General features: G+C 61.0%; 23 protein-coding genes. 10 read left to right on the top strand and 13 right to left on the bottom strand.

From position 1 onward, the window contains the following. Positions 1-44: 44 nt before the first annotated feature. Entirely contained in the window at positions 45-587 is a 543-nt protein-coding gene (locus ACJ8KE_RS11350) for a GNAT family N-acetyltransferase (protein ID WP_079450932.1), read from the bottom strand. Further along, the gene (locus tag ACJ8KE_RS11345) at positions 587-1054 is read right to left on the bottom strand and encodes an acyltransferase (protein WP_049299467.1); all 468 of its coding nucleotides are present in this window, start codon (positions 1052-1054) and stop codon (positions 587-589) included. The genes ACJ8KE_RS11350 and ACJ8KE_RS11345 overlap by 1 nt, the downstream gene beginning before the upstream one ends. Positions 1055-1259: 205 nt before the next feature. Between ACJ8KE_RS11345 and ACJ8KE_RS11340 the strand changes: the two genes are divergently transcribed. Next, positions 1260-1850, top strand: coding sequence for a Yip1 family protein (locus ACJ8KE_RS11340; RefSeq protein WP_033633836.1), 591 nt, complete (start codon positions 1260-1262; stop codon positions 1848-1850). Positions 1851-1907: 57 nt separating this feature from the next. Here ACJ8KE_RS11340 and ACJ8KE_RS11335 read toward each other — a convergent pair whose 3' ends face one another. Further along, positions 1908-2759 carry a DMT family transporter gene (locus ACJ8KE_RS11335; RefSeq protein ID WP_079450934.1) on the bottom strand — a complete coding sequence of 284 codons (852 nt, stop codon included), beginning with the start codon at positions 2757-2759 and terminating at the stop codon, positions 1908-1910. A gap of 567 nt (positions 2760-3326) precedes the next feature. On the opposite strand from ACJ8KE_RS11335, the gene ACJ8KE_RS11330 reads away from it, so the two are divergent. The 3 genes from ACJ8KE_RS11330 to ACJ8KE_RS11320 are packed head-to-tail and all read left to right on the top strand — an operon-like array spanning position 3327 to position 6020. Continuing rightward, the gene (locus ACJ8KE_RS11330; protein ID WP_239441835.1) at positions 3327-4043 is read left to right on the top strand and encodes an ABC transporter ATP-binding protein; all 717 of its coding nucleotides are present in this window, start codon (positions 3327-3329) and stop codon (positions 4041-4043) included. 16 nt (positions 4044-4059) lie between these two features. Then, positions 4060-5016 carry an ABC transporter substrate-binding protein gene (locus ACJ8KE_RS11325; protein ID WP_079449533.1) on the top strand — a complete coding sequence of 319 codons (957 nt, stop codon included), beginning with the start codon at positions 4060-4062 and terminating at the stop codon, positions 5014-5016. Continuing rightward, complete coding sequence (locus ACJ8KE_RS11320; RefSeq protein ID WP_162807741.1) at positions 5013-6020, top strand: FecCD family ABC transporter permease; 1008 nt, start codon at positions 5013-5015, stop codon at positions 6018-6020. The genes ACJ8KE_RS11325 and ACJ8KE_RS11320 overlap by 4 nt, the downstream gene beginning before the upstream one ends. A gap of 63 nt (positions 6021-6083) precedes the next feature. On the opposite strand, the gene dld is transcribed toward ACJ8KE_RS11320, so the two are convergent. The 3 genes from dld to ACJ8KE_RS11305 all read right to left on the bottom strand — a co-directional run bounded on the left by dld (position 6084) and on the right by ACJ8KE_RS11305 (position 8911). Next, positions 6084-7790, bottom strand: a complete 1707-nt coding sequence (dld, locus tag ACJ8KE_RS11315) for a D-lactate dehydrogenase (RefSeq protein ID WP_016928633.1) — start codon at positions 7788-7790, stop codon at positions 6084-6086. A 126-nt stretch (positions 7791-7916) separates the two neighbouring features. Then, positions 7917-8711, bottom strand: coding sequence for a type I methionyl aminopeptidase (map, locus tag ACJ8KE_RS11310; protein ID WP_016928632.1), 795 nt, complete (start codon positions 8709-8711; stop codon positions 7917-7919). Next, complete coding sequence (locus ACJ8KE_RS11305) at positions 8708-8911, bottom strand: ParD-like family protein (protein WP_006324220.1); 204 nt, start codon at positions 8909-8911, stop codon at positions 8708-8710. The genes map and ACJ8KE_RS11305 overlap by 4 nt, the downstream gene beginning before the upstream one ends. A gap of 168 nt (positions 8912-9079) precedes the next feature. On the opposite strand from ACJ8KE_RS11305, the gene ddlA reads away from it, so the two are divergent. Then, positions 9080-10183 (top strand): D-alanine--D-alanine ligase, encoded by a 1104-nt coding sequence (gene ddlA, locus ACJ8KE_RS11300; protein WP_015377061.1) that lies wholly within the window; start codon positions 9080-9082, stop codon positions 10181-10183. A gap of 34 nt (positions 10184-10217) precedes the next feature. Here the strand turns inward: ddlA and ACJ8KE_RS11295 are convergent, their stop codons facing one another. Together ACJ8KE_RS11295 and ACJ8KE_RS11290 are read right to left on the bottom strand one after the other, a co-directional pair. Beyond that, entirely contained in the window at positions 10218-10997 is a 780-nt protein-coding gene (locus ACJ8KE_RS11295) for an ABC transporter substrate-binding protein (protein ID WP_033641010.1), read from the bottom strand. A 34-nt stretch (positions 10998-11031) separates the two neighbouring features. Continuing rightward, positions 11032-12186, bottom strand: a complete 1155-nt coding sequence (locus tag ACJ8KE_RS11290) for a methionine aminotransferase (protein WP_021503974.1) — start codon at positions 12184-12186, stop codon at positions 11032-11034. A gap of 118 nt (positions 12187-12304) precedes the next feature. On the opposite strand from ACJ8KE_RS11290, the gene ACJ8KE_RS11285 reads away from it, so the two are divergent. The 3 genes from ACJ8KE_RS11285 to ACJ8KE_RS11275 all read left to right on the top strand — a co-directional run bounded on the left by ACJ8KE_RS11285 (position 12305) and on the right by ACJ8KE_RS11275 (position 16632). Then, positions 12305-13225, top strand: coding sequence for a LysR substrate-binding domain-containing protein (locus ACJ8KE_RS11285; protein ID WP_079449532.1), 921 nt, complete (start codon positions 12305-12307; stop codon positions 13223-13225). A gap of 112 nt (positions 13226-13337) precedes the next feature. Next, positions 13338-15635, top strand: coding sequence for a beta-glucosidase BglX (gene bglX / locus ACJ8KE_RS11280; RefSeq protein WP_442517245.1), 2298 nt, complete (start codon positions 13338-13340; stop codon positions 15633-15635). 73 nt (positions 15636-15708) lie between these two features. Next, positions 15709-16632, top strand: a complete 924-nt coding sequence (locus ACJ8KE_RS11275) for a DUF7916 family protein (protein WP_048795758.1) — start codon at positions 15709-15711, stop codon at positions 16630-16632. Here ACJ8KE_RS11275 and ACJ8KE_RS11270 read toward each other — a convergent pair. After that, positions 16629-17657, bottom strand: a complete 1029-nt coding sequence (locus ACJ8KE_RS11270) for a methyltransferase (protein ID WP_442517244.1) — start codon at positions 17655-17657, stop codon at positions 16629-16631. The two genes, ACJ8KE_RS11275 and ACJ8KE_RS11270, sit on opposite strands and share 4 nt — an antisense overlap. A 352-nt stretch (positions 17658-18009) precedes the next feature. On the opposite strand from ACJ8KE_RS11270, the gene ACJ8KE_RS11265 reads away from it, so the two are divergent. Beyond that, a complete protein-coding gene (locus ACJ8KE_RS11265; RefSeq protein ID WP_016928624.1) occupies positions 18010-18402 on the top strand; it encodes a hypothetical protein in 393 nt (130 codons plus the stop codon). A 71-nt stretch (positions 18403-18473) separates the two neighbouring features. Here ACJ8KE_RS11265 and ACJ8KE_RS11260 read toward each other — a convergent pair whose 3' ends face one another. After that, positions 18474-19274, bottom strand: coding sequence for an alpha/beta fold hydrolase (locus tag ACJ8KE_RS11260; RefSeq protein ID WP_442517280.1), 801 nt, complete (start codon positions 19272-19274; stop codon positions 18474-18476). A 237-nt stretch (positions 19275-19511) separates the two neighbouring features. Here ACJ8KE_RS11260 and ACJ8KE_RS11255 point away from each other — a divergent pair, with 237 nt between their 5' ends. Then, positions 19512-20273 carry a CDP-diacylglycerol diphosphatase gene (locus ACJ8KE_RS11255; protein ID WP_442517243.1) on the top strand — a complete coding sequence of 254 codons (762 nt, stop codon included), beginning with the start codon at positions 19512-19514 and terminating at the stop codon, positions 20271-20273. Between the two features lie 41 nt (positions 20274-20314). On the opposite strand, the gene ACJ8KE_RS11250 is transcribed toward ACJ8KE_RS11255, so the two are convergent. The 3 genes from ACJ8KE_RS11250 to yajD form a co-directional block, all read right to left on the bottom strand. Continuing rightward, the gene (locus ACJ8KE_RS11250; protein WP_033641003.1) at positions 20315-20617 is read right to left on the bottom strand and encodes a hypothetical protein; all 303 of its coding nucleotides are present in this window, start codon (positions 20615-20617) and stop codon (positions 20315-20317) included. Next, the gene (locus ACJ8KE_RS11245) at positions 20614-21249 is read right to left on the bottom strand and encodes an AAA family ATPase (protein WP_016928620.1); all 636 of its coding nucleotides are present in this window, start codon (positions 21247-21249) and stop codon (positions 20614-20616) included. Before ACJ8KE_RS11245 ends, ACJ8KE_RS11250 begins: the two co-directional genes overlap by 4 nt. A gap of 270 nt (positions 21250-21519) precedes the next feature. Further along, positions 21520-21861: an HNH nuclease YajD gene (gene yajD, locus ACJ8KE_RS11240; RefSeq protein WP_016928619.1), complete on the bottom strand. Its 342-nt coding sequence runs from the start codon at positions 21859-21861 to the stop codon at positions 21520-21522. Between the last annotated feature and the right edge of the window lie 18 nt (positions 21862-21879).

Genomic DNA, 21879 nt, shown 5'->3' with positions numbered 1-21879 from the left:
GTAGGGGTTAAAAAGTAAACATAGCCTCAATGACGTTCGATAAATCAGTAACCGATTTCGCTATTGAACGGCAAATACCAGAACAGCGCGATTTCGTGATCGGCGATCTCCGGCTCGGCGCGGTACAGCAAACGATCGATGCCGCCGAGAATAAACCCATAATGCTGGTAGCAGCGGCAGGCCGCCAGATTGTTGTTCTGCGTTTCGAGCATCATACCTGAGGTTTCCTGTTGCCGCGCCCACTGTTTGGCGCAGTCCAGCAGCGCCCCGGCGATGCCTTGGCGGCGCGCGTCAGCGCTGACGGCGATCTCGTCGATCAGGGTGTAGCCGTTCCAGTTTTTGCTCAGCGTGATGTGGCCAACGGCGTCGTTCTGGCGATACGCCAGGAAGGTCACGCTGTCTTCGTTGGCGAACGGCGCCAGCGGATACCGCTTGCGAAACGGCGCCACCGGGCGGGTTGGCCAGCTGTCGACCGGGCTGTCAAACTGCGGCAGAGCGTAACAGGCGATGGTGAAGCTGAAATCGCCGCGCGTCAGATAATCATCGGGCAGCGCCTCAATGGCCGCGATGCGGATGGCCGGGGTCATTACGGCAGCTCCCGCAGCAGGCGCGCCGGATTGCCGGCATAAATCCCCTTGCGGGTGATGTCACGGGTCACCACCGCCCCGGCGCCGATCACCGCGTCGCTGCAGATCTTCACCGCCAGGATCGTGGCGCCGGAGCCGATGGACACCCGATCGCCGATGCAGGTGCGCCCCCAACTGGCCGGATCGGCGTTGGGCGCGCCATCTTTGAACAGATCGTTGGCGAAGGTGACGCCGTGGCCGATAAAGCACGCTTCGCCGAGGGTGACGTATTCGCAGATAAAGCTGTGCGACTGAATTTTACTGCGCGCGCCGATGCTGACGTGGCGCTGGATCTCCACGAACGGGCCGACGAAGACATCGTCGCCGAGCCGGCAGCCGTACAGATTGCAGGGCTCGATTACGGTGACGTTGCGCCCGGCGTCGACGTCGACGATCCCCGCCTGGCGGGTGGTGATAGCGGATGACATGACCTTCCTCGCAGCCTGGTTTTTATGGTGGGAGTATAAGACAAAGCGCTGCGGCGTTGCGCTTTCCGCACGTTTTTTCGCCGAAAGACTATAATTAGTACAGGGGAGAGAGCCCCGTGGCCGCAATCCTCGCACGGGTAGCAGTCCGTCGGAGGTGTGAAATTCGTTCGCCGATCGCGGCCTACGGCGAGATAGGAGGTGTCTCATGGTCAGTCATGTTTGGGGACTTCTGGCGCATCCCAGCGCCGAGTTCGAACAGATCAAAAGCGAGAATGAAAGCGTCTCGCACCTATACACCCATCACGTGTTGCTCTTGGCAGCTATCCCGGTGGTCTGCGCCTTTATCGGCACCACCCAGTTGGGCTGGCTCTCCGGCGAGGGACATGCCATCAGGCTCGACATGTTTACCGCGCTTTATACCGCCGTGGCGTTCTACCTGCTGATGCTGGCGGGCGTAGCGGCCATGGGGAAAGTCATTCACTGGATGGCGCGGCGTTATGAATCGCGCCCCAGCCTGCACCGCTGCATGGTGTTCGCCGGCTATGTGGCGACCCCGATGTTCCTCAGCGGGGTAGTGGCGCTCTATCCGGTCGTCTGGCTGTGTCTGTTTGTCGGCATTATCGGCCTGTGCTATTCGGGCTATCTGCTGAATCTGGGGATCCCGCACTTCCTGAATATCGACAGTAAGGAAGGGTTCATCTTCTCCAGCTCGACCTTCGCCATCGGCATTCTGTTGCTCGAGCTGCTGCTTGGGGTGACGGTGCTGCTGTGGGGGTACGGTTCCTGGTTGTTCTGAGTTAACGGTTGTTGTTGTCGCCCCCGCGCCGGTGGAACGGCGCGGGGGCTTTTGCTTTTATGCGCGGCGGAAAACCAGCATCACGCCGAGCACGATGCCCGCCATCCCCAACAGGCTCAGCGCGGCCAGCGCGTGGCCGAGCAGCAGGTAATCCAGCAGGGCGGTCACCGCCGGGATCAGGTAGAACAGGCTGGTCACCTGCACCAGGTTGCCGCGCTGGATCAGGCGATACAGCAAGAAGGTCGCCAGCACCGAGATCACCACCGCCATCCACAGCAGCGGCAGCACGAACTCAGGCCGCCAGTCGACCCGCAGCGGCTCAAACGGCAGCGCCAGCGTACACATCAACAGCCCGATGGCATACTGCAGCGGCAAGACCGCCAGCGGCGGCTGCGTCATGCCCTTTTGCAGCAGGGTGCCGGCAGTCATGCTCCCCAATGCGATAAAGGCGAACAGCATGCCGCTCGGCGAGAAATGAGCCACCATCAGGCTTTGGTACACCACCAGCGTCAGCCCGGCCATCGCCAGCGCCAGCCCGAATGCGCGCAGCCCGGCGCAGCGCCGCTCGGTGATGAACTGGGTGAGGATCGGCTGTACGCCGAGCAACGTGGCCAGCACGCCGGGCGTAATGCCCTGTTCCAACGCCAGCAGATAGCAGATCTGATAGCTGCCGATCATCAGCACGCCGATCAACGCGACGCGCCGGCGGGTGCCGGGAGCGGGCAGGCACTGGCGCCGCCACAGGCCGATGGCCAACAGCACCGCCAGCGCGATGGCGCAGCGGAAGAACAGAAAAGCGAAGGCGGAGGCGTGCTCCAACCCCCAACGGGAGAAGATCGCGCCGCTGCTCCAGAGCAGGACGAACAGCGTAGCCAGGCCGGCATTGGCCCAGAGAGAAGGGAATCGCATATCAATTTCACCTGTCGTGAAAATTACAGGCTCCGGCGCGCGCGGCGGTCCACGCCTGAACGCAACAAATCAACATAAGCCGGAGGTAAAAAGTCGGTGTGGCTTAGCGCACGACCACAATGCGTGGCGGGTAAGCGGCAACCGCGGAAACGACAGAGAAAACGGCGGGTGGAGCGGAGGAAGCACACAGCAAAACGACGGCCGGAACGGTCGCGTTTGTCGGATCTGTGCTGTGCGCCAACGGAGTCATATGGGTTCCTGCAAACCGGGAATGAGACGAATCGCTTCAAACATAGCCAAGTTCAGCGGGGCGTGCAATCGGAAATCACAATGGATTAAATGATAATGAAAATCATTATCATTAATTAAAAGGTGTGCTATGTTGCTTTTGCCGCGCAGTGTTGACGCAGCGCGTGCGGCAGAAGACGTTGCGATTCGCTTTTGCAGAAGGCGAGCAATCGTGGTAAAAATATTGGTATGTTATAATATAACAATTAATGCATGATGAATTCAGTTCACGACATTCTCCATGTTGATGGAGTTAGCCTGACCGGCCACGGCGGGGCATTGATACTCGACACCATCCATTTCGCGCTCCGCGCCGGTGAGAAGCTGGCGGTGATCGGCCCCAACGGCAGCGGCAAGTCCAGCCTGTTGCGCACCCTGATCGGCGAAACGCGGCCGGACAGCGGCGGCATTTACTGGCGGGGGCGTGCCTTGTCCGCGTGGCCGGCGGCGGAGCGCGCCAGAAGCATCGCCTTTCTGGCGCAAAACGATCTGCCGGATTTGCGGCTGTCGGTCGAGGATTACGTGGCGTTGGGCCGTTTACCGCATGGCGAACGCTCTGCGACGGGAAAGCGCATCGTTGACGAGGCCATCGGGGAAACCGGGCTGGCGCCGCTCAGACACCATCCGTTGGGGCGGCTCTCGGGCGGCCAGCGTCAGCGCGCCGCGCTGGCTCGGGCGTTGGCGCAGTCTCCCGACCTGTTGTTGCTGGATGAACCGACCAATCACCTCGATCCGCCCGGGCGCTCGGCGCTGCTGTCGCTAGTGAAGAATAAAGATATCGCCGTGATTGCGGTGCTGCACGATCTGCCCGTGGCGGAGGCGTTTGCCGATCGGATCCTGGTGCTCAACGAAAGCCGCCAGGTGGCCTGTGGCACGCCCGAGGCGGTGTTGCAGACCCCGGTGATTTTGCCGGTGTTCGGCATGAACAGCTTCAAGGTGGCGCACCCCGTCAGCGGGAAAACGCTGCGTATTTTTGACGTTCCCCATTGCGCTTGATAAACCAGAGAGAAACATGAACACACGCGTATTCCCCCTGCTCCTGCTGCTGGCCGGCGGGGCGGCGGCGGCCGAAAAATTTCCCGTCACCGTAGAAAGCTGCGGTACGCCGGTCACCTTCAACCAGGCGCCGCAACGCGCCGTCATCAACGACATCAACATGGCCGAGATGGCCTTTGCGCTCCATCTGCAGGATCGCATTGTCGGGCTGACCGGCATCACCGGCTGGTACAAACTGACGCCCGATTTCAAGGCCGCGATGGGCGCCATTCCCGAACTGGCGCCGAAATATCCCGCTCTGGAAACGCTGCTGGCGGCACAGCCGGACTTCTTCTTCGCCGGCTGGAATTACGGCATGAAGATCGGCGGCGACGTCACGCCGGAGAAACTCGCCCCGTTCGGCATCAAAACGCTGGTGCTGAGCGAGAGCTGCGTACAGGCCGGCGGGCGGTCGCAGAAGGCCGATATGAACCTGCTGTATGACGATGAGCTGAAGCTCGGCAAGATTTTCGGCAAGCCGCAAGAGGCCGCCGCGCTGGTTGAGGGCTGGCGGCGCCGGTTGGCTGCGCTTCCCGCCAGGCCGGCGGGCCAGCCGCCGCTTAAAGTGTTCGTCTATGACTCGGGGGAGGAGAAGCCTTTCACCAGCGGCAAATACGCCATGCCGACGGCGATCATCGAAGCGGCGGGCGGCCGCAACGTGATGGACGGTTTGCCGGCGAGCTGGACGACGGCGTCCTGGGAGGCGGTGGCGGCGGCCGAGCCCGACTTCATTATTCTGCTGGATTACCAGACCGGGTCAGGCGCCGATGCGCTGCGGCGCTTCCTCGAGTCTCACCCGTTGATGAAGTTGACGCCCGCGGTACGGCACCATCGTTATCTGAAACTGCAGTATGCGGAGCTGACGCCGGGGCCGGCCAACATCGGCGCGGTGGAAAAGCTGGCGCGGGCGCTGTACGCGCCGGAGGCTGAATGAACTCGCCGATCCGGCGGTTTATGCTGCTCGCGCCGCTGGCGCTGTCAGTGTTGTGCGGGCTAATGATCTGGAGCCTGCAGCTTGGCAGCGTCGCGCTGTCATGGCGGCAGACGATGGCGGCATTGGGGCTTTCATCGGCGCCCCTATCCGGCATGCTGGATACCATCGTCGTGCAACTGCGGGTGCCCAGAGCCTTATTGGCGGCCTTGACCGGCGCCGGGCTGGCGATGACTGGCGCGCTGCTGCAGACCACCACCCGCAATGAGCTGGCCGATCCTTTTTTGTTTGGGCTCTCCTCCGGCGCCTCCGCCGGCGCGGTGCTGGTCATCACGCGCTTCGGCGATGCGCTGGGCGCGCTGACGCTGCCGCTGTCCGCTTTCGCCGGCGGCATTTTGTCCGCGATGGCGGTGATGATCCTGTTTCGCGTCAGCCGGGTCAGGCGCGCCGAGCAACTGGTCGTCTGCGGCCTGGCGGTCTCGTTTTTGTTCAGCGCGCTCACCAGCTACCTGGTGTTTTCCGGCGATCAGCGGGCGGCCGGTTCGGTGTTGTTCTGGTCGCTGGGCGGGTTGGGGCTGGCGCGTTGGGATAATCTGTTCATTCCGTTGGTGAGTTTCGCGCTGCTGGCCGGGTTTACGGCGCTGCGTTGGCGGGCGCTGGACGCGCTGCTGGCGGGCGAGCACACCGCCCATTCGATGGGGGTCAACGTGGCGCGCCTGCGCACCGAGACCTTTCTGTGCTGCGCATTGTCTACGGCGTTTCTCGTGTCGCTGACGGGCGTCATAGGGTTTGTCGGGCTGATGGTGCCCTATCTGGCCCGGCGCCTGGTGGGCGTGCGCCACCGTTTGGCCGTGCCGATGTGCGGCCTGCTGGGGGCGATGCTGCTGACCGGCGGCGACATGCTCAGCCGCAGCCTGATCCCCAATCAGGAGCTGCCCATCGGCATCATTACGGCCGGACTGGGGGGCGCGTTCATCGTCTCCTTGCTGCTGCGCGCGGAACGCTGAATGGGCCATTGAAGGCCAACGGGAAGGTGAGGCGGCCCGCGTCGGCGGGCCGGTCGGGCGGTCTTAGCGGAGGTCTTCGGCCCAGCCTTTGCGTTTGCTGGTTTTGCCGATGCCGGGGTTGAAGCTGTTGGTCGGATCGGCGGTGCGGTAGAACGCTTGCAGATCCGGTTTGGCGTGGTACAGGTGGCCGACGTTATGCTCCGCCGGGTACTCGGCGCCGCGCCGGTTGAGGATCTCGAGCATCTTTTCTTTCAGCGCATGGCTGTCCACGCCTTTTTTCACCACGTAGTCCTGGTGGAAGACGTGGCACATAAAGTGGCCGTAATACAGCTTATGCACCAACTGACTGTCGATTTCCGGCGGCAGCGTTTCGAACCAGTCGGTGTCGTTGCGGCGCAGGGCGATGTCCAGCGCCAGAATATCCTCCACCTTGTCGGCGTGCACCGCGTGGTAGCGCACGGCGGCGCCGGCGGCGGCGAAGCGGTGCAGGAAAGCCTTTTTGCCCTCGTCAGGCGTGCAGGCGAAGAAGGCGCCTTCGGCCTGGGCGAAATAGTCGGTCAGGTAGCGCTGGGCCTCTTCCACGCCGGGGCCGGCCATCTTCAGCAGCAGATGGTGTTCGAAACGTTCGCGGTATTCCTTCATGCGTTTCGGCAGGTGGCTCGGCGCCAGATGGCTCAGGCCCTGCATCAGCCGATCGGTCAGGTTGTGCGGCAGCAGCGGCAGCTTGTTGAGGCTGGCGTCCATGCGGCCCTTCAGAGTGAAGAAGCGCGGCATCTGATCGGTGCCGAGCTTGTCGATCATCATGAAGGTGTCTTTGCCGTACACCTCGGCGATGTCGAAGATATCGCGGTGCATGTATTCACCGGCCACCGGCAGGTTTTCGAATTTGCTCAGCATGTGGCGGCGCAGTTCGGTCAGCACCGCGGTGTCGTTGGTGCCGATATAGAACACCTGCTCTTTGCCCTCTTTCTCGAAGGTGTCGAGCCGCACCGCGAACACCGCCAGTTTGCCGGCGCAGCCGGAGGCTTCGTACAGGCGGCGTTTGTCGGCGTTGAAGCGAGAAGGGGTGTCGGCATCGACGTCGCGCACCCGGCTGGCGTATTCGTTATCCGAGGCGCGCAGCTCACCGTATTCGACGTCCTCCGGGCGATAGTCGCCTTTTTCCAGCCGGGTGAGGATCTCTTCCGGCGTGTCGCCGAGGCGGATGCCCAGATGGTTCACCAGGCGCAGCTGGCCGTCTTCCCCTAACTGGGCGTACAGCGCCATTTCGGTATAGGCCGGGCCGCGTTTCACCAGCGAGCCGCCGGAGTTGTTGCATACGCCGCCGATCACCGAGGCGCCGATGCAGGAGGAGCCGATCACCGAATGCGGTTCGCGGCCGTAGGGTTTGAGCAATTTCTCGAGGTGGTGCAGGGTGCTGCCGGGGAAGCCGACCACCTGCTTGCCGTTGTCCAGCACCTGAATATGATCGAGGCGCAGGGTGCTGACGATGACGATATCGCGATCATAGTCGTTGCCGCTGGGGGTTGAGCCCTCGGTCAGGCCGGTGTTGGCGGCTTGCATGATGACGATTTTGTCGGCGGCCACGCAGGCCTGCAGAATGCGCCACAGCTGCAGCAGGCTGGTAGGGAATACCACCGCCAGCGCCTGGCCTTCGCCGGAGCGGAAGCCCTTGCGATAACGCTCGGTGTTGCGATCGCCGGTCAACAGCTGCGGGCCGCCGACGATGTCCTTGAGCTGATTGATAAACGTCTGATTGCCTGACTGCATGCTGCCTGTCTCCCTGTCATCCCCGTCGCCTTAACCGCGGCGCCGGGATGCCGCGCAACAAGCTAAGAGGTTATTAATTAAATAACTTATTAAGCTATCAGCTTGGTGGGCTAATGGCTTGCGGGTTTAGTAGCGCTCGGCGTAACCGGCTCGGCGCTCTTCGTCGCGCAGCGTCAGGATCTCCACGCCGTCGGCGGTGACCGCCACGGTGTGTTCCCACTGCGCCGACAGTTTTTTGTCGCGCGTCACCACCGTCCAACCGTCCTTCTTCTGTTTGATGCGGCGGTCGCCCTGGTTGATCATCGGCTCGATGGTGAACACCATGCCTTCCTGCAACGCCATGCCGCTGCCGGCTTGACCGTAGTGCAGCACCGCCGGCTCTTCGTGCATGTCGCGGCCGATGCCGTGGCCGCAATATTCCCGCACGATGCTGTAGCCGGCCTGTTCGGCGTGCCGCTGGATGGCGTGGCCGATATCCCCCAGAGTGGCGCCCGGTTTGACCGCGCGAATCCCCTGCCACATCGATTCATAGACGTTGTTCACCAACCGTTTGGCCAGCGGCGTCACCTGGCCGATGCAGTACATCTTGCTGGAGTCGGCGATATAGCCGCCGTTTTCCAGCGTGATATCCACGTTGACGATCATGCCGGAACGCAGGATCTTGCTGGCCGACGGCACGCCGTGGCACACCACATCGTCCACGGAGGTATTGAGCACATAGGGGAAATCATACTGCCCCTTGCTGGCCGGGCGCGACTTCAGTTCTTCGACGATAAACGCCTCGGCGCGGTCGTTGATCTCCATGGTGGAGATGCCTTCGACGATGACCTCATCGAGCATAGCAAACACTTTGGCCAGCAGAGCGCCGGAATGGCGCATTTTGGCAATCTCTTCCGGCGTTTTAATCACAATCTGTTTCACCCGACAATCTCCTTCAGCGTCAGCGCGTTATCTTTCATCATTTTTTTTACCAGCTGCGGATAGGTCAGTTCCGGATGGAACTCCGCCAGCATGCCGATCTTGATCCAGTACTCGGCCTGCGCATTGATCGAACGCGTCATGGTCAGGCTGGCGAGGCGCAGATCGTCATGCAGCGCGTCCGAAATTTTTACGATGCCCATCGGCGTCTCCATAAATGAACAATATACGAAGTGTATACGTTTGGGATGGTCGCGATGTGGCATTCTGTGGCGTAAGAAGATTCTGGCAACAACGATTGCCGCCGCCAGGCAATGCGTTTATTGTGATGAACGACTTTTTTGCCATGATTTTTCAGAAGGATTTAAGGCGTGACTAAACTACGTGTTGGGGTGATTTTTGGCGGTAAATCGGCGGAGCATGAGGTGTCGCTGCAGTCGGCCAAAAACATTGTGGATGCAATCGACAAAGAGAAGTTTGACGTCACGCTGCTGGGGATCGACAAACAGGGGCAGTGGCACATCAACGACGCCTCCAATTACCTGCTCAACGCCGAGAATCCGGCGTTGATCGCGCTGAACCGCTCGAACAAGAACGTGGCGCTGATCCCGGGCCAGGAAAAACAGCAGCTGATCGAAGCGGGCAGCGCCGGCGCGCTGGGCCAGCTCGACGTCATTTTCCCGATCGTGCACGGCACGCTGGGGGAGGACGGCTCGCTGCAGGGGCTGCTGCGCATGGCCAATATGCCGTTCGTCGGCGCCGGCGTGCTCGGCTCGGCGGTCAGCATGGATAAAGACGTGACCAAGCGCCTGCTGCGCGACGCCGGGCTGGCGGTGGCGCCGTTCGTCACCCTGACGCGCGCCAACCGCGCCGGCTTCACGTTTGAGCAACTGAGCGAGCGCCTCGGCCTGCCGCTGTTCGTCAAGCCGGCTAACCAGGGCTCGTCGGTCGGGGTCAGCAAGGTGGAAAACCGCGCCGAGTTTGACGCGGCGGTGGCACTGGCCTTCAGTTTCGATCACAAGGTGCTGGTGGAGTCGGCGATCGTCGGCCGCGAGATCGAGTGCGCGGTGCTGGGGAACGATGATCCGCAGGCCAGCGTGTGCGGCGAGATCGTGCTGAGCGACGCCTTCTACTCCTACGACACCAAATACATCAATGAGCAGGGCGCTCAGGTGGTGGTGCCGGCGGCGATCGCGCCGGAAGTGAGCGACCACATCCGCGAGGTGGCGCTGAAGGCGTTCCGCGCGCTGGAGTGCTTCGGGTTGGCGCGGGTGGATGTGTTCCTGACGCCGGACAACCAGGTGGTGATCAACGAGATCAACACGCTGCCGGGCTTCACCAACATCAGCATGTATCCCAAGCTGTGGGCCGCCAGCGGCGTCAGCTACCAGGCGCTGATCACGCGCCTGATCGAATTGGCGCTGGAGCGCCACCAGCAGGATCGCGCGCTGAACAGTTCGGTGTTCGATCGCTAAACGCGGCAGGGGGCGGCGGTGCCGCCCCCGTCCATCACTTCACCGTCACATCGATATCGCCGAAATACTTCTTCGACAGCGCCGCCACCGTGCCTTGCTGCTTCACTTTGGCGATGGCGGCATCCAGTTTCTTCTTCAGCGCCTCATCTCCTTTGCGCAGGCCGAAGGCGATGCCTTCACCGAGGATTTTGTCGTCGCGCACCGCCTCGCCGACGAAGGCGAAGCCTTTGCCGTCCGGCTGTGACAGGAAGCCGCTTTGCCCCGAGGGCGCCATCACCAGCGTGGCGTCGAGCCGACCGGCCGCCAGATCGAGATACACCTGATTCTGATCCTGGTAAGACACCACATCCACGCCCGCCGGCGCCCAATGGGTTTTGGCGTAAATCTCCTGAATCGAGCCTTGCAGCACGCCCACGTGTTTGCCCGCCAGCGCGTTGGCGTCCGGCAGCAGGCCGCTGCCGGCTTTGGCGATCAGGCGGTTCGGCACCTGATAGATGGCGTCGGTAAAGGCGATCGCCTGGCGCCGCTGTTCGGTCACATTCATCGCCGAGTTGATGGCGTCGAACTTGCGCGCCTGCAGCGCTGGGATCAGGCTGTCGAACGAGGTTTCCACCCAGCTGCATTGCAACTGCGCGGCGGCGCACACCGCGTCGCCCAACTCGATGTCGAACCCTTCCAGTTTGCCGCTGGCGGATTTGGATTCGAACGGCGGATACAGCGCTTCCAGACCGAAGCGCAGGCTGTTTTCCGCCGCCAGAGAAGAGCCGGCGGCCAGCAGGCATCCGGCGGCGAACAGCGTTTTCAAAGCTTTCATAGGCAGTGCCCCTTTCCCATGGTCGGACAAAAAATTACACCTGGCTCAGGCGACGCGCGCCTTCCAGCAGGGTCTCGTTATCTTTGGAAAAACTCAGCCGAATAAGGCCGGTATCGGTGCCGTCGCTGTAGAACGCCGACAGCGGGATCGTCGCCACCTTCGCTTCGCGGATCAAGCGCACGGCGAAATCATTGTCGCTTTCGTGACTGAAGCCGCTAAAGCGGGCCAGCATGAAGAAGCTGCCGCGGCTGGGCAGCAGCTCAAAGCGCGAATCCTGCAGGGCGCTGGCCAGCAGATCGCGCTTTTGTTGGTAAAACGCCGCCAGCCCCAGGTAGCTCTGCGGGTTGGCGAGCGCGGCGGCGAAGGCGTGCTGCATCGGCGTATCGGCGGAGAACACCATGAACTGGTGCACCTTGCGGATTTCGTCCATCAACGCCGCCGGCGCCAGGCAATAGCCGACGCGCCAGCCGGTGACGTGGTAGGTTTTGCCGAACGACGACACGATCACGCTGCGTTCCGCCAACTGCGGATAGCGCGCCATGCTGTGGTGAATATCGCCGTCGAACACCACGTGCTCGTAGACCTCGTCGGACAGGATCACGATGTCGGTGTCGCGGGTCAGGGCGGTCAGGCGGTCGATATCCTGCGCGTCGAACACCGCGCCGGTCGGGTTGTGCGGCGTGTTGACGATAATCATGCGCGTTTTGCCGTTGATGGCGGCGGCCACTTCGTCCCAGTCGACGCGAAAATCCTGCAGCGACAGTTTGATCGCCACCGGCGTGGCGCCCTGCAGGCGCACGATCGGCGCATAGCTGTCGAACGCCGGTTCGAAATAGATCACCTCGTCGCCGGGATGCACCAGCGCGCTGATCGCCGAGTACAGCCCTTCGCTGGCGCTGGCGATCACCGTGATTTCTTCGTCGGCGTCATAGCGCGCGCCATACAATCGTTCAGCTTTTTCCGCCAGAGCAGCACGTAACGCCGCCACGCCGCTCATCGGCGCGTATTGGTTATGACCTGCACGCATGGCTTGCGCCGTTGCCTCGATCAACTGCGGATCGCCGGCGAAATTGGGCGCGCCCTGCGACAGATTGAGGGCCTGATGTTCGGCGCTGAGTTGGCCAATGACGGTGAAGATAGTGGTGCCGACGTCCGGCAGCTTCGAGCGGGATGAGCAAGCGCTCTGCATGATGGGCTCCAGGCAAACAGGGAAGTGTTGAGCGATTAAGCATCAGCCGGCGTAGGCGGACAAGGGAAAGTTTGTCATACTTGCCATGCACTACGATCATACCTAATCGAGGCTCGCTATGCCGATACCCCTGCCGTCGCTCGACGTGTTGAAAACCTTCGTGGTGGTGGCGCAACGCCTTAACTTTACCCATGCCGCCCGGCAGCTGCACCTGACGCAGGGGGCGGTCAGCCGGCAAATCCTTGGGCTGGAACAGCGCCTGGGGTATCCGCTGTTCAGCCGCCAGGCGCGCGGTCTGACGCTGACGCCGCAGGGCGCGCAGCTGCTGGCGCCGGTGCAGCAGGCGCTGGGGCAGTTGGATGAAGCCCTGACGCGGGCCGCAGCCCCGCCGGGGGCGCTGCGCATCAAATGCCCGACCTGCGCCATGCGCTGGGTGCTGCCGCGCATCATTCGCCTGCAGAATGAACGGCCGGACATGCACATCGAACTGACCGCCTCGGTGTCACACGGCCTGGATTTCAGCGCCGAGCAGTTTGACGCCGCGGTGCTATTCGGCCGGCCGCCGGGCAAAAAGCTGACCGCGCACCTGCTGTTCGACGAAATCCTCACGCCGGTCTGCACGCCGACGTTTCTGCCGCCGGCGCCTCGGCTGACGGACTTGACGGACAAAACTCTGCTGCACCCGACGCGCGATCGGCGCGACTGGCTGCGCTGGCTGAAGGCGGCGGGCGCCGATGCGTTGCCGTCCGGCAAGGCCCAGCATTTCGATACCCTCGATCTGGCGATGAGCGCGGCGCTGCAAGGGTTTGGCATCGCCATCGGCGATCTGTGCCTGTTGGAGGAGGATATTCAGGCGCGGCGCGTCGTGACGCCGTTCCCGCTCTGCGTCAGCAGCGGCGCGGCCTATTATTTGGTCTATCCTGAACGCACGGTGGCGCCGCCGACGTTAACCGCGCTGGTCGATTTTCTGTCGGCGGAGGCCGCCGACAGCCGCGCCCGGCTGCAGAATTACCTGCCGATAACCTGTAATGCTTTGTAAACATTAGCGATGCGAATTCCCTTGGCGATGAAACAGAGTGTGGCAAACTGTTTCTTCACTCCGATTAAACCCCGCGGCTTTGGCGGCGGAAACACGCCTGAGATAAAACAAGATGAAATGGCTTTGTGTGGTGAGTATGTTGTCCGGTCTGGCCCTCAGTCCGGCTTTTGCGCAGGAAACGCCGATAACGCAGGGCATTCACGCCCAGCAGCGCGACGCCTTCGTGTCCAATTTGATGAAGCAGATGACGCTGGAAGAGAAGATCGGCCAGCTGCGGCTGATCAGCGTCGGGCCGGATAACCCGAAAGAAGCGATCCGCGAGGGGATCCGCAAAGGGCAGATCGGCGCCATCTTCAATACCGTTACCCGGCCGGATATCCGGGTGATGCAGGATCAGGCGATGCAGCTCAGCCGCCTGAAAATCCCGTTGTTCTTCGCCTATGACGTGGTGCATGGCCAGCGCACCGTGTTCCCGATCAGCCTGGGGCTGGCGGCCAGCTTCGATCTGGAAGCCATTGCGCTCAGCGCCCGCGTGGCGGCGCAGGAGGCCAGCGACGATGGCCTGAACATGACCTTCGCGCCGATGGTCGATATTACCCGCGATCCGCGCTGGGGCCGGGTGTCCGAAGGCTTCGGCGAAGATACCTGGCTGGTATCGAAAATCGCCAAGGTGATGGTCGACGGTTTCCAGAACGGCGATCCGGCCAAACCCGGTTCGGTGATGGCCAGCGTCAAGCACTTTGCATTGTACGGCGCCGTCGAAGGCGGCCGCGATTACAACACTGTCGACATGAGCCCGCTGCGCATGCATCAGGACTATCTGCCGCCTTACAAAGCGGCGGTGGACGCCGGCAGCGGCGGGGTGATGGTGTCGCTCAACGCGATCAACGGCGTGCCGGCCACCGCCAACCCGTGGCTGCTGAAAGATCTGCTGCGCGAACAGTGGGGCTTTAAAGGCATCACCATCAGCGACCACGGCGCGATCAAAGAGCTGATTAAACACGGCGTGGCCGCCGACGCGCGCGACGCGGTGCGCCTGGCGATCACCTCCGGCGTCGACATGAGCATGAGCGACGAGTTCTACGACAAGTACCTGCCGGGTCTGGTGAAGGACGGGCTGGTGCCTGAAAGCGATATCGACCGCGCCTGCCGCGACGTGCTGAACACCAAATACGACATGGGGCTGTTCACCAATCCTTACGTGCATCTGGGCCCGGCGGGTTCCGATCCGCAGGACACCAACGCCGAAAGCCGTCTGCACCGCGCCGAAGCGCGGGTGGTGGCGCGCAAGACGATGGTGTTGCTGAAGAACGATAAGCAGACGCTGCCGCTGAGCAAGCAGGCGACCATCGCGCTGGTCGGGCCGATGGCCGACAGCCAGCGCGATGTGATGGGCAGTTGGTCCGCCGCCGGGGTGGTTAAACAGTCGGTCACCCTGCGCGAAGGGCTGGAGCGGGCGGTGGGCGACAAGGCGCGCATTCTGTACGCCAAGGGCGCCAACGTCACGCAGGATAAAGGCATCATCGACTATCTGAACGAGTATGAGCCGGCGGTGGCGTACGATACCCGCTCGCCGCAGCAGATGATCGACGAAGCGGTACAGGCGGCGAACAAGGCCGACGTGGTGGTGGCGGTGGTGGGGGAATCGCAGGGCATGGCGCATGAGGCCTCCAGCCGCGCCGACATCACGATCCCGCAGAGCCAACGCGATTTGATCGCCGCACTGAAAGCCACCGGCAAGCCGCTGGTGCTGGTGCTGATGAACGGCCGGCCGCTGGCGCTGAGCTGGGAGAGCGAGCAGGCGGACGCGATGCTGGAAACCTGGTACAGCGGCACCGAGGGCGGCAACGCGGTGGCGGACGTGTTGTTCGGCGACTATAACCCGTCGGGCAAGCTGCCGATGACCTTCCCGCGCTCGGTCGGCCAGATCCCGATGTACTACAACCACCTGAACACCGGCCGTCCGTTCGGCAAGGAGAATCCGGGCAAGTACACCTCACGCTACTTCGATTCGCCGAACGGCCCGCTGTATCCGTTCGGTTACGGCCTGAGCTACACCACCTTCAGCCTGTCGGATCTGAAATTATCCAGCCCGACGATGGCGCGCAACGGCAAGCTAACCGCCAGCGTCACGCTGAAGAATACCGGCAAGTACGACGGCGCCACGGTGGTGCAGCTGTATCTGCAGGACGTGACCGCCTCGGTCAGCCGGCCGGTGAAGGAGCTGCGCAACTTCAAGAAAGTGATGCTGAAGGCCGGTCAGTCGCAGCAGGTCGAACTGCCGATTAGCGAAGACGATCTGAAGTTCTACAACGCCAGCCTGAAATGGGGGGCGGAGCCGGGCAAATTCAACGTGTTCGTCGGCCTGGATTCCGACAACGTGCAGGCGCAAAGCTTTACGCTGAAGTAACCTTTTCCCCCTCTTTCACTGCGGTGGGAGAGGGGGATCCATCCTTTCCGCTAATGTCACCGGAGCTTGCCTCATGAAACGGTATCTGGACTGCAGCGCCAGCGATCTGGCCGATATCGGCAAAGCCGATCTGCTCTACGCCATACGCGCCAGCGAAGGGCGCATTTTGGTCAGCGAAACCATCGCGGTCACTCAGCCGCTGCTCAATAACGTCACCAATGCCGAACTGGCGGCCAGTCAGGGCGCCGATCTGTTGCTGTTGAACCTGTTTGACGTCGATCGTCCGCATATCGCGGGCCTGCCCGCCGACGTGCCGCCGCAGGAGGCGCTGCGCACGCTGCAGCGCCTGACCGGGCGGGTGATCGGGGTGAACCTGGAGGCTGTCGATCCGGCTTTCGCCACCGAACATAACGACTTCTGGCAGATGACGGCGGGCCGCGCCGCCACCGCCGAAAATGCCCGTAAACTGTATCAACTCGGCGCGCGCATGCTGGTGCTGACCGGCAACCCGAACAACGGCGTCAGCAATCAGGCGATCGCCGCCGCGCTGAAAGCGATCCGCGATGAAGTGGGCGACGAGATGGTGCTGGTGACCGGCAAAATGCACGGCGCGGGCATTGTGCGCGAAAGCGGCAGCCAGCTGATCGGCGAGCGGGACATCGCGCTGTTCGTGGAAAACGGCGCGGACATCGTGCTGTTGCCGGCGCCGGGCACCATTCCCGGCATGTCGCAGGAGAAAGTGGCGGCGTTGATCGCCTTTGCCCAGCGGCAGGGCGCGCTGGCGATGACGGCGATCGGCACCTCGCAAGAGGGGGCCGACGTGCAGACCGTGCGGCAGATTGCGCTGATGAGCAAAATGGCCGGCGCCGATCTGCATCATATCGGCGATACCGGCTATTTGGGGTTGGCGCTGCCGGAAAACATCTTCGCCTACAGCGTGGCGATTCGCGGCGTGCGCCACACCTACAGCCGCATGGCGCGATCGGTGAACCGTTAAGTCAGGGGTTTTTGCGCCGTGACGATGCTGAAATAGCTGAGCGACGGCAGTACCTGAGCGGGCCCGAAGCCGATGTCGCGCAGCAGGCCGCCGATTTCCTTGCCGGAGTATTGGCGGCCCTGCGTCCATCCCATCATCATCAGGCTGTACCCCGCGGCGGCAGGCGGGCCGTCGCCGTCATCGTTGTACAGCACTTCGTGGATCACGATCCTGCCTCCGGGCGGGAGGGCCGCATAGCTCTTTTGCGCCAGGAAGCGGTTCTTGTCCATCGGCCAGTCGTGGAAAATATTGGAGTACAGGTGCAGATCCGCCGCCGGGTAGGGATCGCGCCACATATCGCCGCTGTGGGTGCCGATGCGGTGGCTGAGGCCGTAATGGCGCGCGTAGTCGGCGGCGAGCGGGCACACCTCCGGCAGATCGAACACGGTGCACGTGAGCGCCGGCCAGTGGGCCGCCAGGCTGATGGCATGGGCGCCGGAGGCGCCGCCGATATCCAGCGCCGCGCGGCAGGCGCCGAGGGGCAGCAACGTTGGCCAAACGCTGGCCGATCCCATGCTCAGGCTGTGCATGGCGTGGGTAAAACGCCGCATTCTGTCGGCGTCGAGCGTATGCGTTTCAAACAGCTCCTGCTCGCCATACACCTGCGAAGTATTCTTTCTGATGGCGCTTTCCAGGTTTTGCAGCGTGAAAATCTCGCTGTTTTCAATCATCAAATCCCAAAAATAGCCGAAGTAATGCGGGTTGTTTTTTAACAAAAAGATTTCCGCTTCCGGCGTCAGAGAGAATGTTTCGCCGTCTCTGGCGATCAATTTCAATGCCACTAGCGCCATGACCAGCGTCTCCGCCGGGCGTTTTTCCACATTGGCCTGAGCGCATATATCGGTCAGATTGCGGGGGTGCAGAGCAATAAACTCAAAGATGCCCAGGCGGTGCGCAATAAGCGCCGCCGGATAGAGATATAAATTCATCGTGATATCGAGAATGGTTTTGTCGTCGCATTGCGGCGGCCGGACGGAATGGTTCATGCGGCTCTCCTTCCCCTAAGGCGTGGCGCGTCTTAACAGGCTATGCCACGCCTGTGGTTTTAGCAAAGGGCGGGGGCGCGATTGACCGCAGACCAACGCTTCCGTTGTAAATAATTCCCTGTGAGACTATTTTAAATTGAATTGGGTGCGGTTAATGTCGCGCGTAAAAAACTGACGCCGGGCGGAATAATAACTCCATCATGCATTTTTATTTTATGGGAGGTTAACTTAATCACAGTTATTAACGCGTCAGGGTTGTGTTAATCTGGGCCGCCGTTATACCGTACCGATATTCACATTATTTTTGTGAATAATTCAAAGCTAAATAATTCATTATTAAAACGAGATAACAATGAAAAAGATCATTCTGACCGGCATGATTGCCGCGACTCTGGGCTTGTTCAACACCGCCAACGCCGAAGGGATGGATCCTGCCGCGTTGAAAAACGTCTATGACATCACGCGTAATACCGCCGGGCTGATGTCCTACTGTGTCGATAAAGGTTTCCTGAAAGCGGACAGCATCGACAACGCCAAGAAAATGGTGGCCTACGTGGCGGCGATCCCCGGCGGCGTCGACACCCGCGACGGCGACAAGCGCGAAGCGATGGGCCGTGAAGGCAATGTGCTGAACGACGACGGCAACGTGGTTGCGTTGGAGAAGGAAGCGCCGCAGGGTCTGCAGGCGTGGTGTCAGCAGGCTGACGAAGGGATCCGCCAGGGGCTGACGTCTATCGGCCAATAAGCGCCGGATTTAGCCCCCCCTCCTTAAGGCTTCGTCTGAAGGGAATCTCCGGGCCAGCGGCCCGGAGCATCTTACCAGAACAGTGGCGTAGTGTTTTCAGCCAGAAACGCCAGCAGCGTTTCGTTGACCGCCGTCGGGTTTTCCTTGTTGCTGATATGCCCGGCGTCAGGGATCAGTACATGCCGACAGCCGAGAATATCCGCCATGCGCTGGCCTTCTGCCGGCGGGCGCGGCTTATCTTGCGCGCCGGTGATGACGATGCTGGCAGCGGTGATGTTTTCCAGCAGCGCCAGCTTGTCGGGGCGGCCAAAGATCATCCGGCCCAGCGGTACGATGCTCTCGCGCAGGCGATCGGCGGGCAGGCTCTGGAGCTGGCACAGCAGCGATTGCAATAAGGCGTCGGGGACATCATCGGAATAAAACAGCGACGCGACATGTTCCAGCAGCGGCGATGCGATGGCGCCGGCCTGTTCCACGGCGGCCAGCATGCCCATATAGCGTTGCCGCGCCTCCGGCGTTTCGTCGCCCAGGTAGCTGTCCAGCAGCGCCAGCACTTTCACCCGCTCCGGCGCCAGCGCCGCCAGTTCGGCGCCCCACATGCCGCCGACGGACAGGCCGACGATGCCGAACTCTTCAATATCCAAACGATCCATCAGCGCCAAATGATCGGCGGCGATATCCGACAGGCTGTTTCGCCCGGGCGGCAGCGCCGGTGAATCGCCGTGGCCCCAGAGATCCGGCACGATCAGGCGGTAGCGTTTCGCCAGCGCTTCGAACTGCGGCGCCCACATATTCAGATCGAACAGATAGCTGTGGCCCAGCAGCAACGGAAAGCCCGAACCCACGTCGAGGTAATGCAGGGATTTGCCCATCGTTGGCATCTTATCGGTTCCTTATATAAAGAGAGTCCGGCTGCTTATATCATACTCATATTCAACCTGCGGTATTAATTTACCTTAAATTACTCAGGTGGCGACGTATTTGTCATTATCCTTTGCTAACAAGAGGTCAATGAAAGGTGGCATTAAGGATAATATTCTGGTCGAGGCCGGAGCCTTGATTTATGCTGGCGCTCCTTTCAAGATGGAATAGCTAAACAGGGCGTCGCGATGAAAAGACTTTTCAGACTATTAATTATTTTGCTTGTTATTTTGCTGCTGGCGGCGGTGCTGTGGTGGTTCTTCGGGCGCGGCAATCCGAATGCGTTATGGCAAATCGTTAGCCAGCAGTGCGTGCCCAATCAGCAGCAGAACCACGATCCTGCGCCCTGCTTAAAGGTGGATTTAACCGAGGGATATGTCCTGTTTAAAGACAGCAAAGGTCCCTATCACGATCTGGTGATGCCAACCGAAAAGGTCAGCGGCATCGAGAGCCCGATATTGCAAGCGGAGCGAACGCCGCATTATTTCGCCCTGGCCTGGAACAACCGCGAACATATATCCGGCGAGCTGGGTAAACCGTTAAAAGACGCGTGGCTTTCTCTGGCGGTCAATTCGAAATATGGCCGTTCTCAGAATCAGCTGCATATTCACGTTGCCTGCTTGCGCCAGGATGTCTATAACGCGCTGGGGGAACAGGCGGAGCAATTAGATCAACAGTGGCGACCGCTGGCGGTGAAATTGGTCGGCCACCACTACCTGGCCAGAAAATTGGCGGGCACCGATTTAACCCAGGAAGATCCTTTCCGCTTGTTGCAAAACTATGTGGCCGAGCAGGGCGACAGCATCGGCAATTACGGTCTGGCGCTGGCGGTCAGCCCGCAGGGCGAGATGCTGCTGTTGGCGAACCGTTTGACGTTGACCGATCTGAACCTGGGCTCGGCCGGCGAAATTCAGGACTACCGGTGCGAGGTGGCGGGGAACTCAAGATGATAACGGCCCGCCGGCTGGGTCAGCCGGCGGCTGCCGTGCGGTCAGAGCTTCTTCAGCAGTTCCAGCAGCTGCGCTTCGCTTTTCTCCGCCAGCCCGTCGATGGCGAGCTTGATGATGTCGGAGCGGGTGATGCGCACGATGCCGTTGCGCGCCGCCTGCACGATCACCTCATCGATGGCTTCGATGTGGTTGTCCGTCAGGCTGACGGAAATCGCCTTATAGGTGCGCTTGCGGCCAGCCGGCTTGGTTTCCGGCGCGGGCGCCGCGACCGGCAACGTGTGCGAGGTGGCGCTGTTGATGAATTCGTCTTCCGACATGCGGTGGGTGGGGGTGCGTTTCTTCACAGGATCACCTCTTTCACCAGGCATTCAATTTCGGTCTGCGCCTTTTCATTGTTCGCTTCGTGCACGGTGATGGCTTCACCCCAGGCGTCGCGGTAAATCTTGCGGTCGCACAGGCGATTGCTCACCAGGGTGAACTCCGGGTATTCACTCAGCACCTGCGCCGCTTCGTTGGCTTCATTAATGAAGATATTGGTCGGGCACATGTTCAGCACGATGTAGCCTTTGACCTTCTCGTTATATTCCTGCGCGGTGGAGAACATCTCCGACAGATAGCCGATGGTGTCGAGATCCATCTGCGAAGGGCGCAGCGGCGAGAGGAACAGATCGGCGGCCAGCAGGCCGGAGCGCAGTTCGGCGCTGTCGCGGCCGGCGGTATCGACGATCACGTAGTCGTAATGGCGATCGAGCTCCAGCAGCGTTTCCTTGATTTTACCCGACGCGGCCACCACCGGAATGTGCGGCAGCCCCTCGACGTTCTGACGGTCGTTGTACCAGGTCATGATCGATTTCTGGTCGTCGGCATCGACGATGATCGCCGTCTTGCCTTGCTTAAGAATCAGATACCCGGCGATATTCACTGCTTTCGTCGATTTGCCGACGCCGCCTTTTTGCGAGCCAATCAGAACAATCATGCTGCCATCTCTCAAGTTATTAAGCGGGTAACTTATTAAGTTAATGTGCTTATTAGGTTGATAATCAAACAGGTTAACAAGAACAACTCGCGAACAATATGCACCAACTGCGGCGGCTTGCCAAGCCAGTATGTTGTTAACTGCGCAGCTTATTTTGCGGTGAATGGACCGGATGGGTAAGTAGGAATTCTCTGGGAAGTGGCGATGCGGAGGTGGGTTTATTAATTTAACAGCTTAATAAGTTAATTGGCTATTAAGCTGTTTGCGGCATTATTTCTTCATCATCGCTTTCAGGTTGGCGAACGGATTGTGGGTGGCGACGCCGACATCTTTCTGCGCGTCTTCACCGGCCACTACCGTCGAACCGTATTGATCGGCCTCGGTGTATTTCGAGTGCTCGTGGTCGTGGCAATACAGACACAACATTTCCCAGTTGCTGCCGTCTTCCGGGTTGTTGCTGTGATCGTGATCGATGTGGTGCACCGTCAGTTCGCGCAGGTTGGAATAGACGAACTCGCGTGAGCAGCGCCCACACACCCAGGGGAACAGTTTCAGCGCTTTTTCGCGGTAGCCGGTTTCCAGCTTCGCATAGTTTTTGGGGATATAGGCCATGGTGGTCGTCCGTCGGAA

Source organism: Serratia sp. CY56464 (genome assembly GCF_052168435.1).
GTDB lineage: Bacteria > Pseudomonadota > Gammaproteobacteria > Enterobacterales > Enterobacteriaceae > Serratia > Serratia marcescens.
Note: the sequence above shows the minus strand (reverse complement) of the source record. Positions and strands in the feature narration are given on the sequence as shown.

Bases quoted from the DNA above. Each gene is read 5' to 3' on its own strand.
- ACJ8KE_RS11350 (WP_079450932.1), bottom strand. From the start codon at position 587: ATGACCCCGGCCATCCGCATCGCGGCCATTGAGGCGCTGCCCGATGAT.
- ACJ8KE_RS11345 (WP_049299467.1), bottom strand. From the start codon at position 1,054: ATGTCATCCGCTATCACCACCCGCCAGGCGGGGATCGTCGACGTCGAC.
- ACJ8KE_RS11340 (WP_033633836.1), top strand. From the start codon at position 1,260: ATGGTCAGTCATGTTTGGGGACTTCTGGCGCATCCCAGCGCCGAGTTC.
- ACJ8KE_RS11335 (WP_079450934.1), bottom strand. From the start codon at position 2,759: ATGCGATTCCCTTCTCTCTGGGCCAATGCCGGCCTGGCTACGCTGTTC.
- ACJ8KE_RS11325 (WP_079449533.1), top strand. From the start codon at position 4,060: ATGAACACACGCGTATTCCCCCTGCTCCTGCTGCTGGCCGGCGGGGCG.
- ACJ8KE_RS11320 (WP_162807741.1), top strand. From the start codon at position 5,013: ATGAACTCGCCGATCCGGCGGTTTATGCTGCTCGCGCCGCTGGCGCTG.
- dld (WP_016928633.1), bottom strand. From the start codon at position 7,790: ATGCAGTCAGGCAATCAGACGTTTATCAATCAGCTCAAGGACATCGTC.
- ACJ8KE_RS11305 (WP_006324220.1), bottom strand. From the start codon at position 8,911: ATGGGCATCGTAAAAATTTCGGACGCGCTGCATGACGATCTGCGCCTC.
- ACJ8KE_RS11295 (WP_033641010.1), bottom strand. From the start codon at position 10,997: ATGAAAGCTTTGAAAACGCTGTTCGCCGCCGGATGCCTGCTGGCCGCC.
- ACJ8KE_RS11290 (WP_021503974.1), bottom strand. From the start codon at position 12,186: ATGCAGAGCGCTTGCTCATCCCGCTCGAAGCTGCCGGACGTCGGCACC.
- ACJ8KE_RS11285 (WP_079449532.1), top strand. From the start codon at position 12,305: ATGCCGATACCCCTGCCGTCGCTCGACGTGTTGAAAACCTTCGTGGTG.
- bglX (WP_442517245.1), top strand. From the start codon at position 13,338: ATGAAATGGCTTTGTGTGGTGAGTATGTTGTCCGGTCTGGCCCTCAGT.
- ACJ8KE_RS11275 (WP_048795758.1), top strand. From the start codon at position 15,709: ATGAAACGGTATCTGGACTGCAGCGCCAGCGATCTGGCCGATATCGGC.
- ACJ8KE_RS11270 (WP_442517244.1), bottom strand. From the start codon at position 17,657: ATGAACCATTCCGTCCGGCCGCCGCAATGCGACGACAAAACCATTCTC.
- ACJ8KE_RS11265 (WP_016928624.1), top strand. From the start codon at position 18,010: ATGAAAAAGATCATTCTGACCGGCATGATTGCCGCGACTCTGGGCTTG.
- ACJ8KE_RS11260 (WP_442517280.1), bottom strand. From the start codon at position 19,274: ATGGGCAAATCCCTGCATTACCTCGACGTGGGTTCGGGCTTTCCGTTG.
- ACJ8KE_RS11255 (WP_442517243.1), top strand. From the start codon at position 19,512: ATGAAAAGACTTTTCAGACTATTAATTATTTTGCTTGTTATTTTGCTG.
- ACJ8KE_RS11245 (WP_016928620.1), bottom strand. From the start codon at position 21,249: ATGATTGTTCTGATTGGCTCGCAAAAAGGCGGCGTCGGCAAATCGACG.
- yajD (WP_016928619.1), bottom strand. From the start codon at position 21,861: ATGGCCTATATCCCCAAAAACTATGCGAAGCTGGAAACCGGCTACCGC.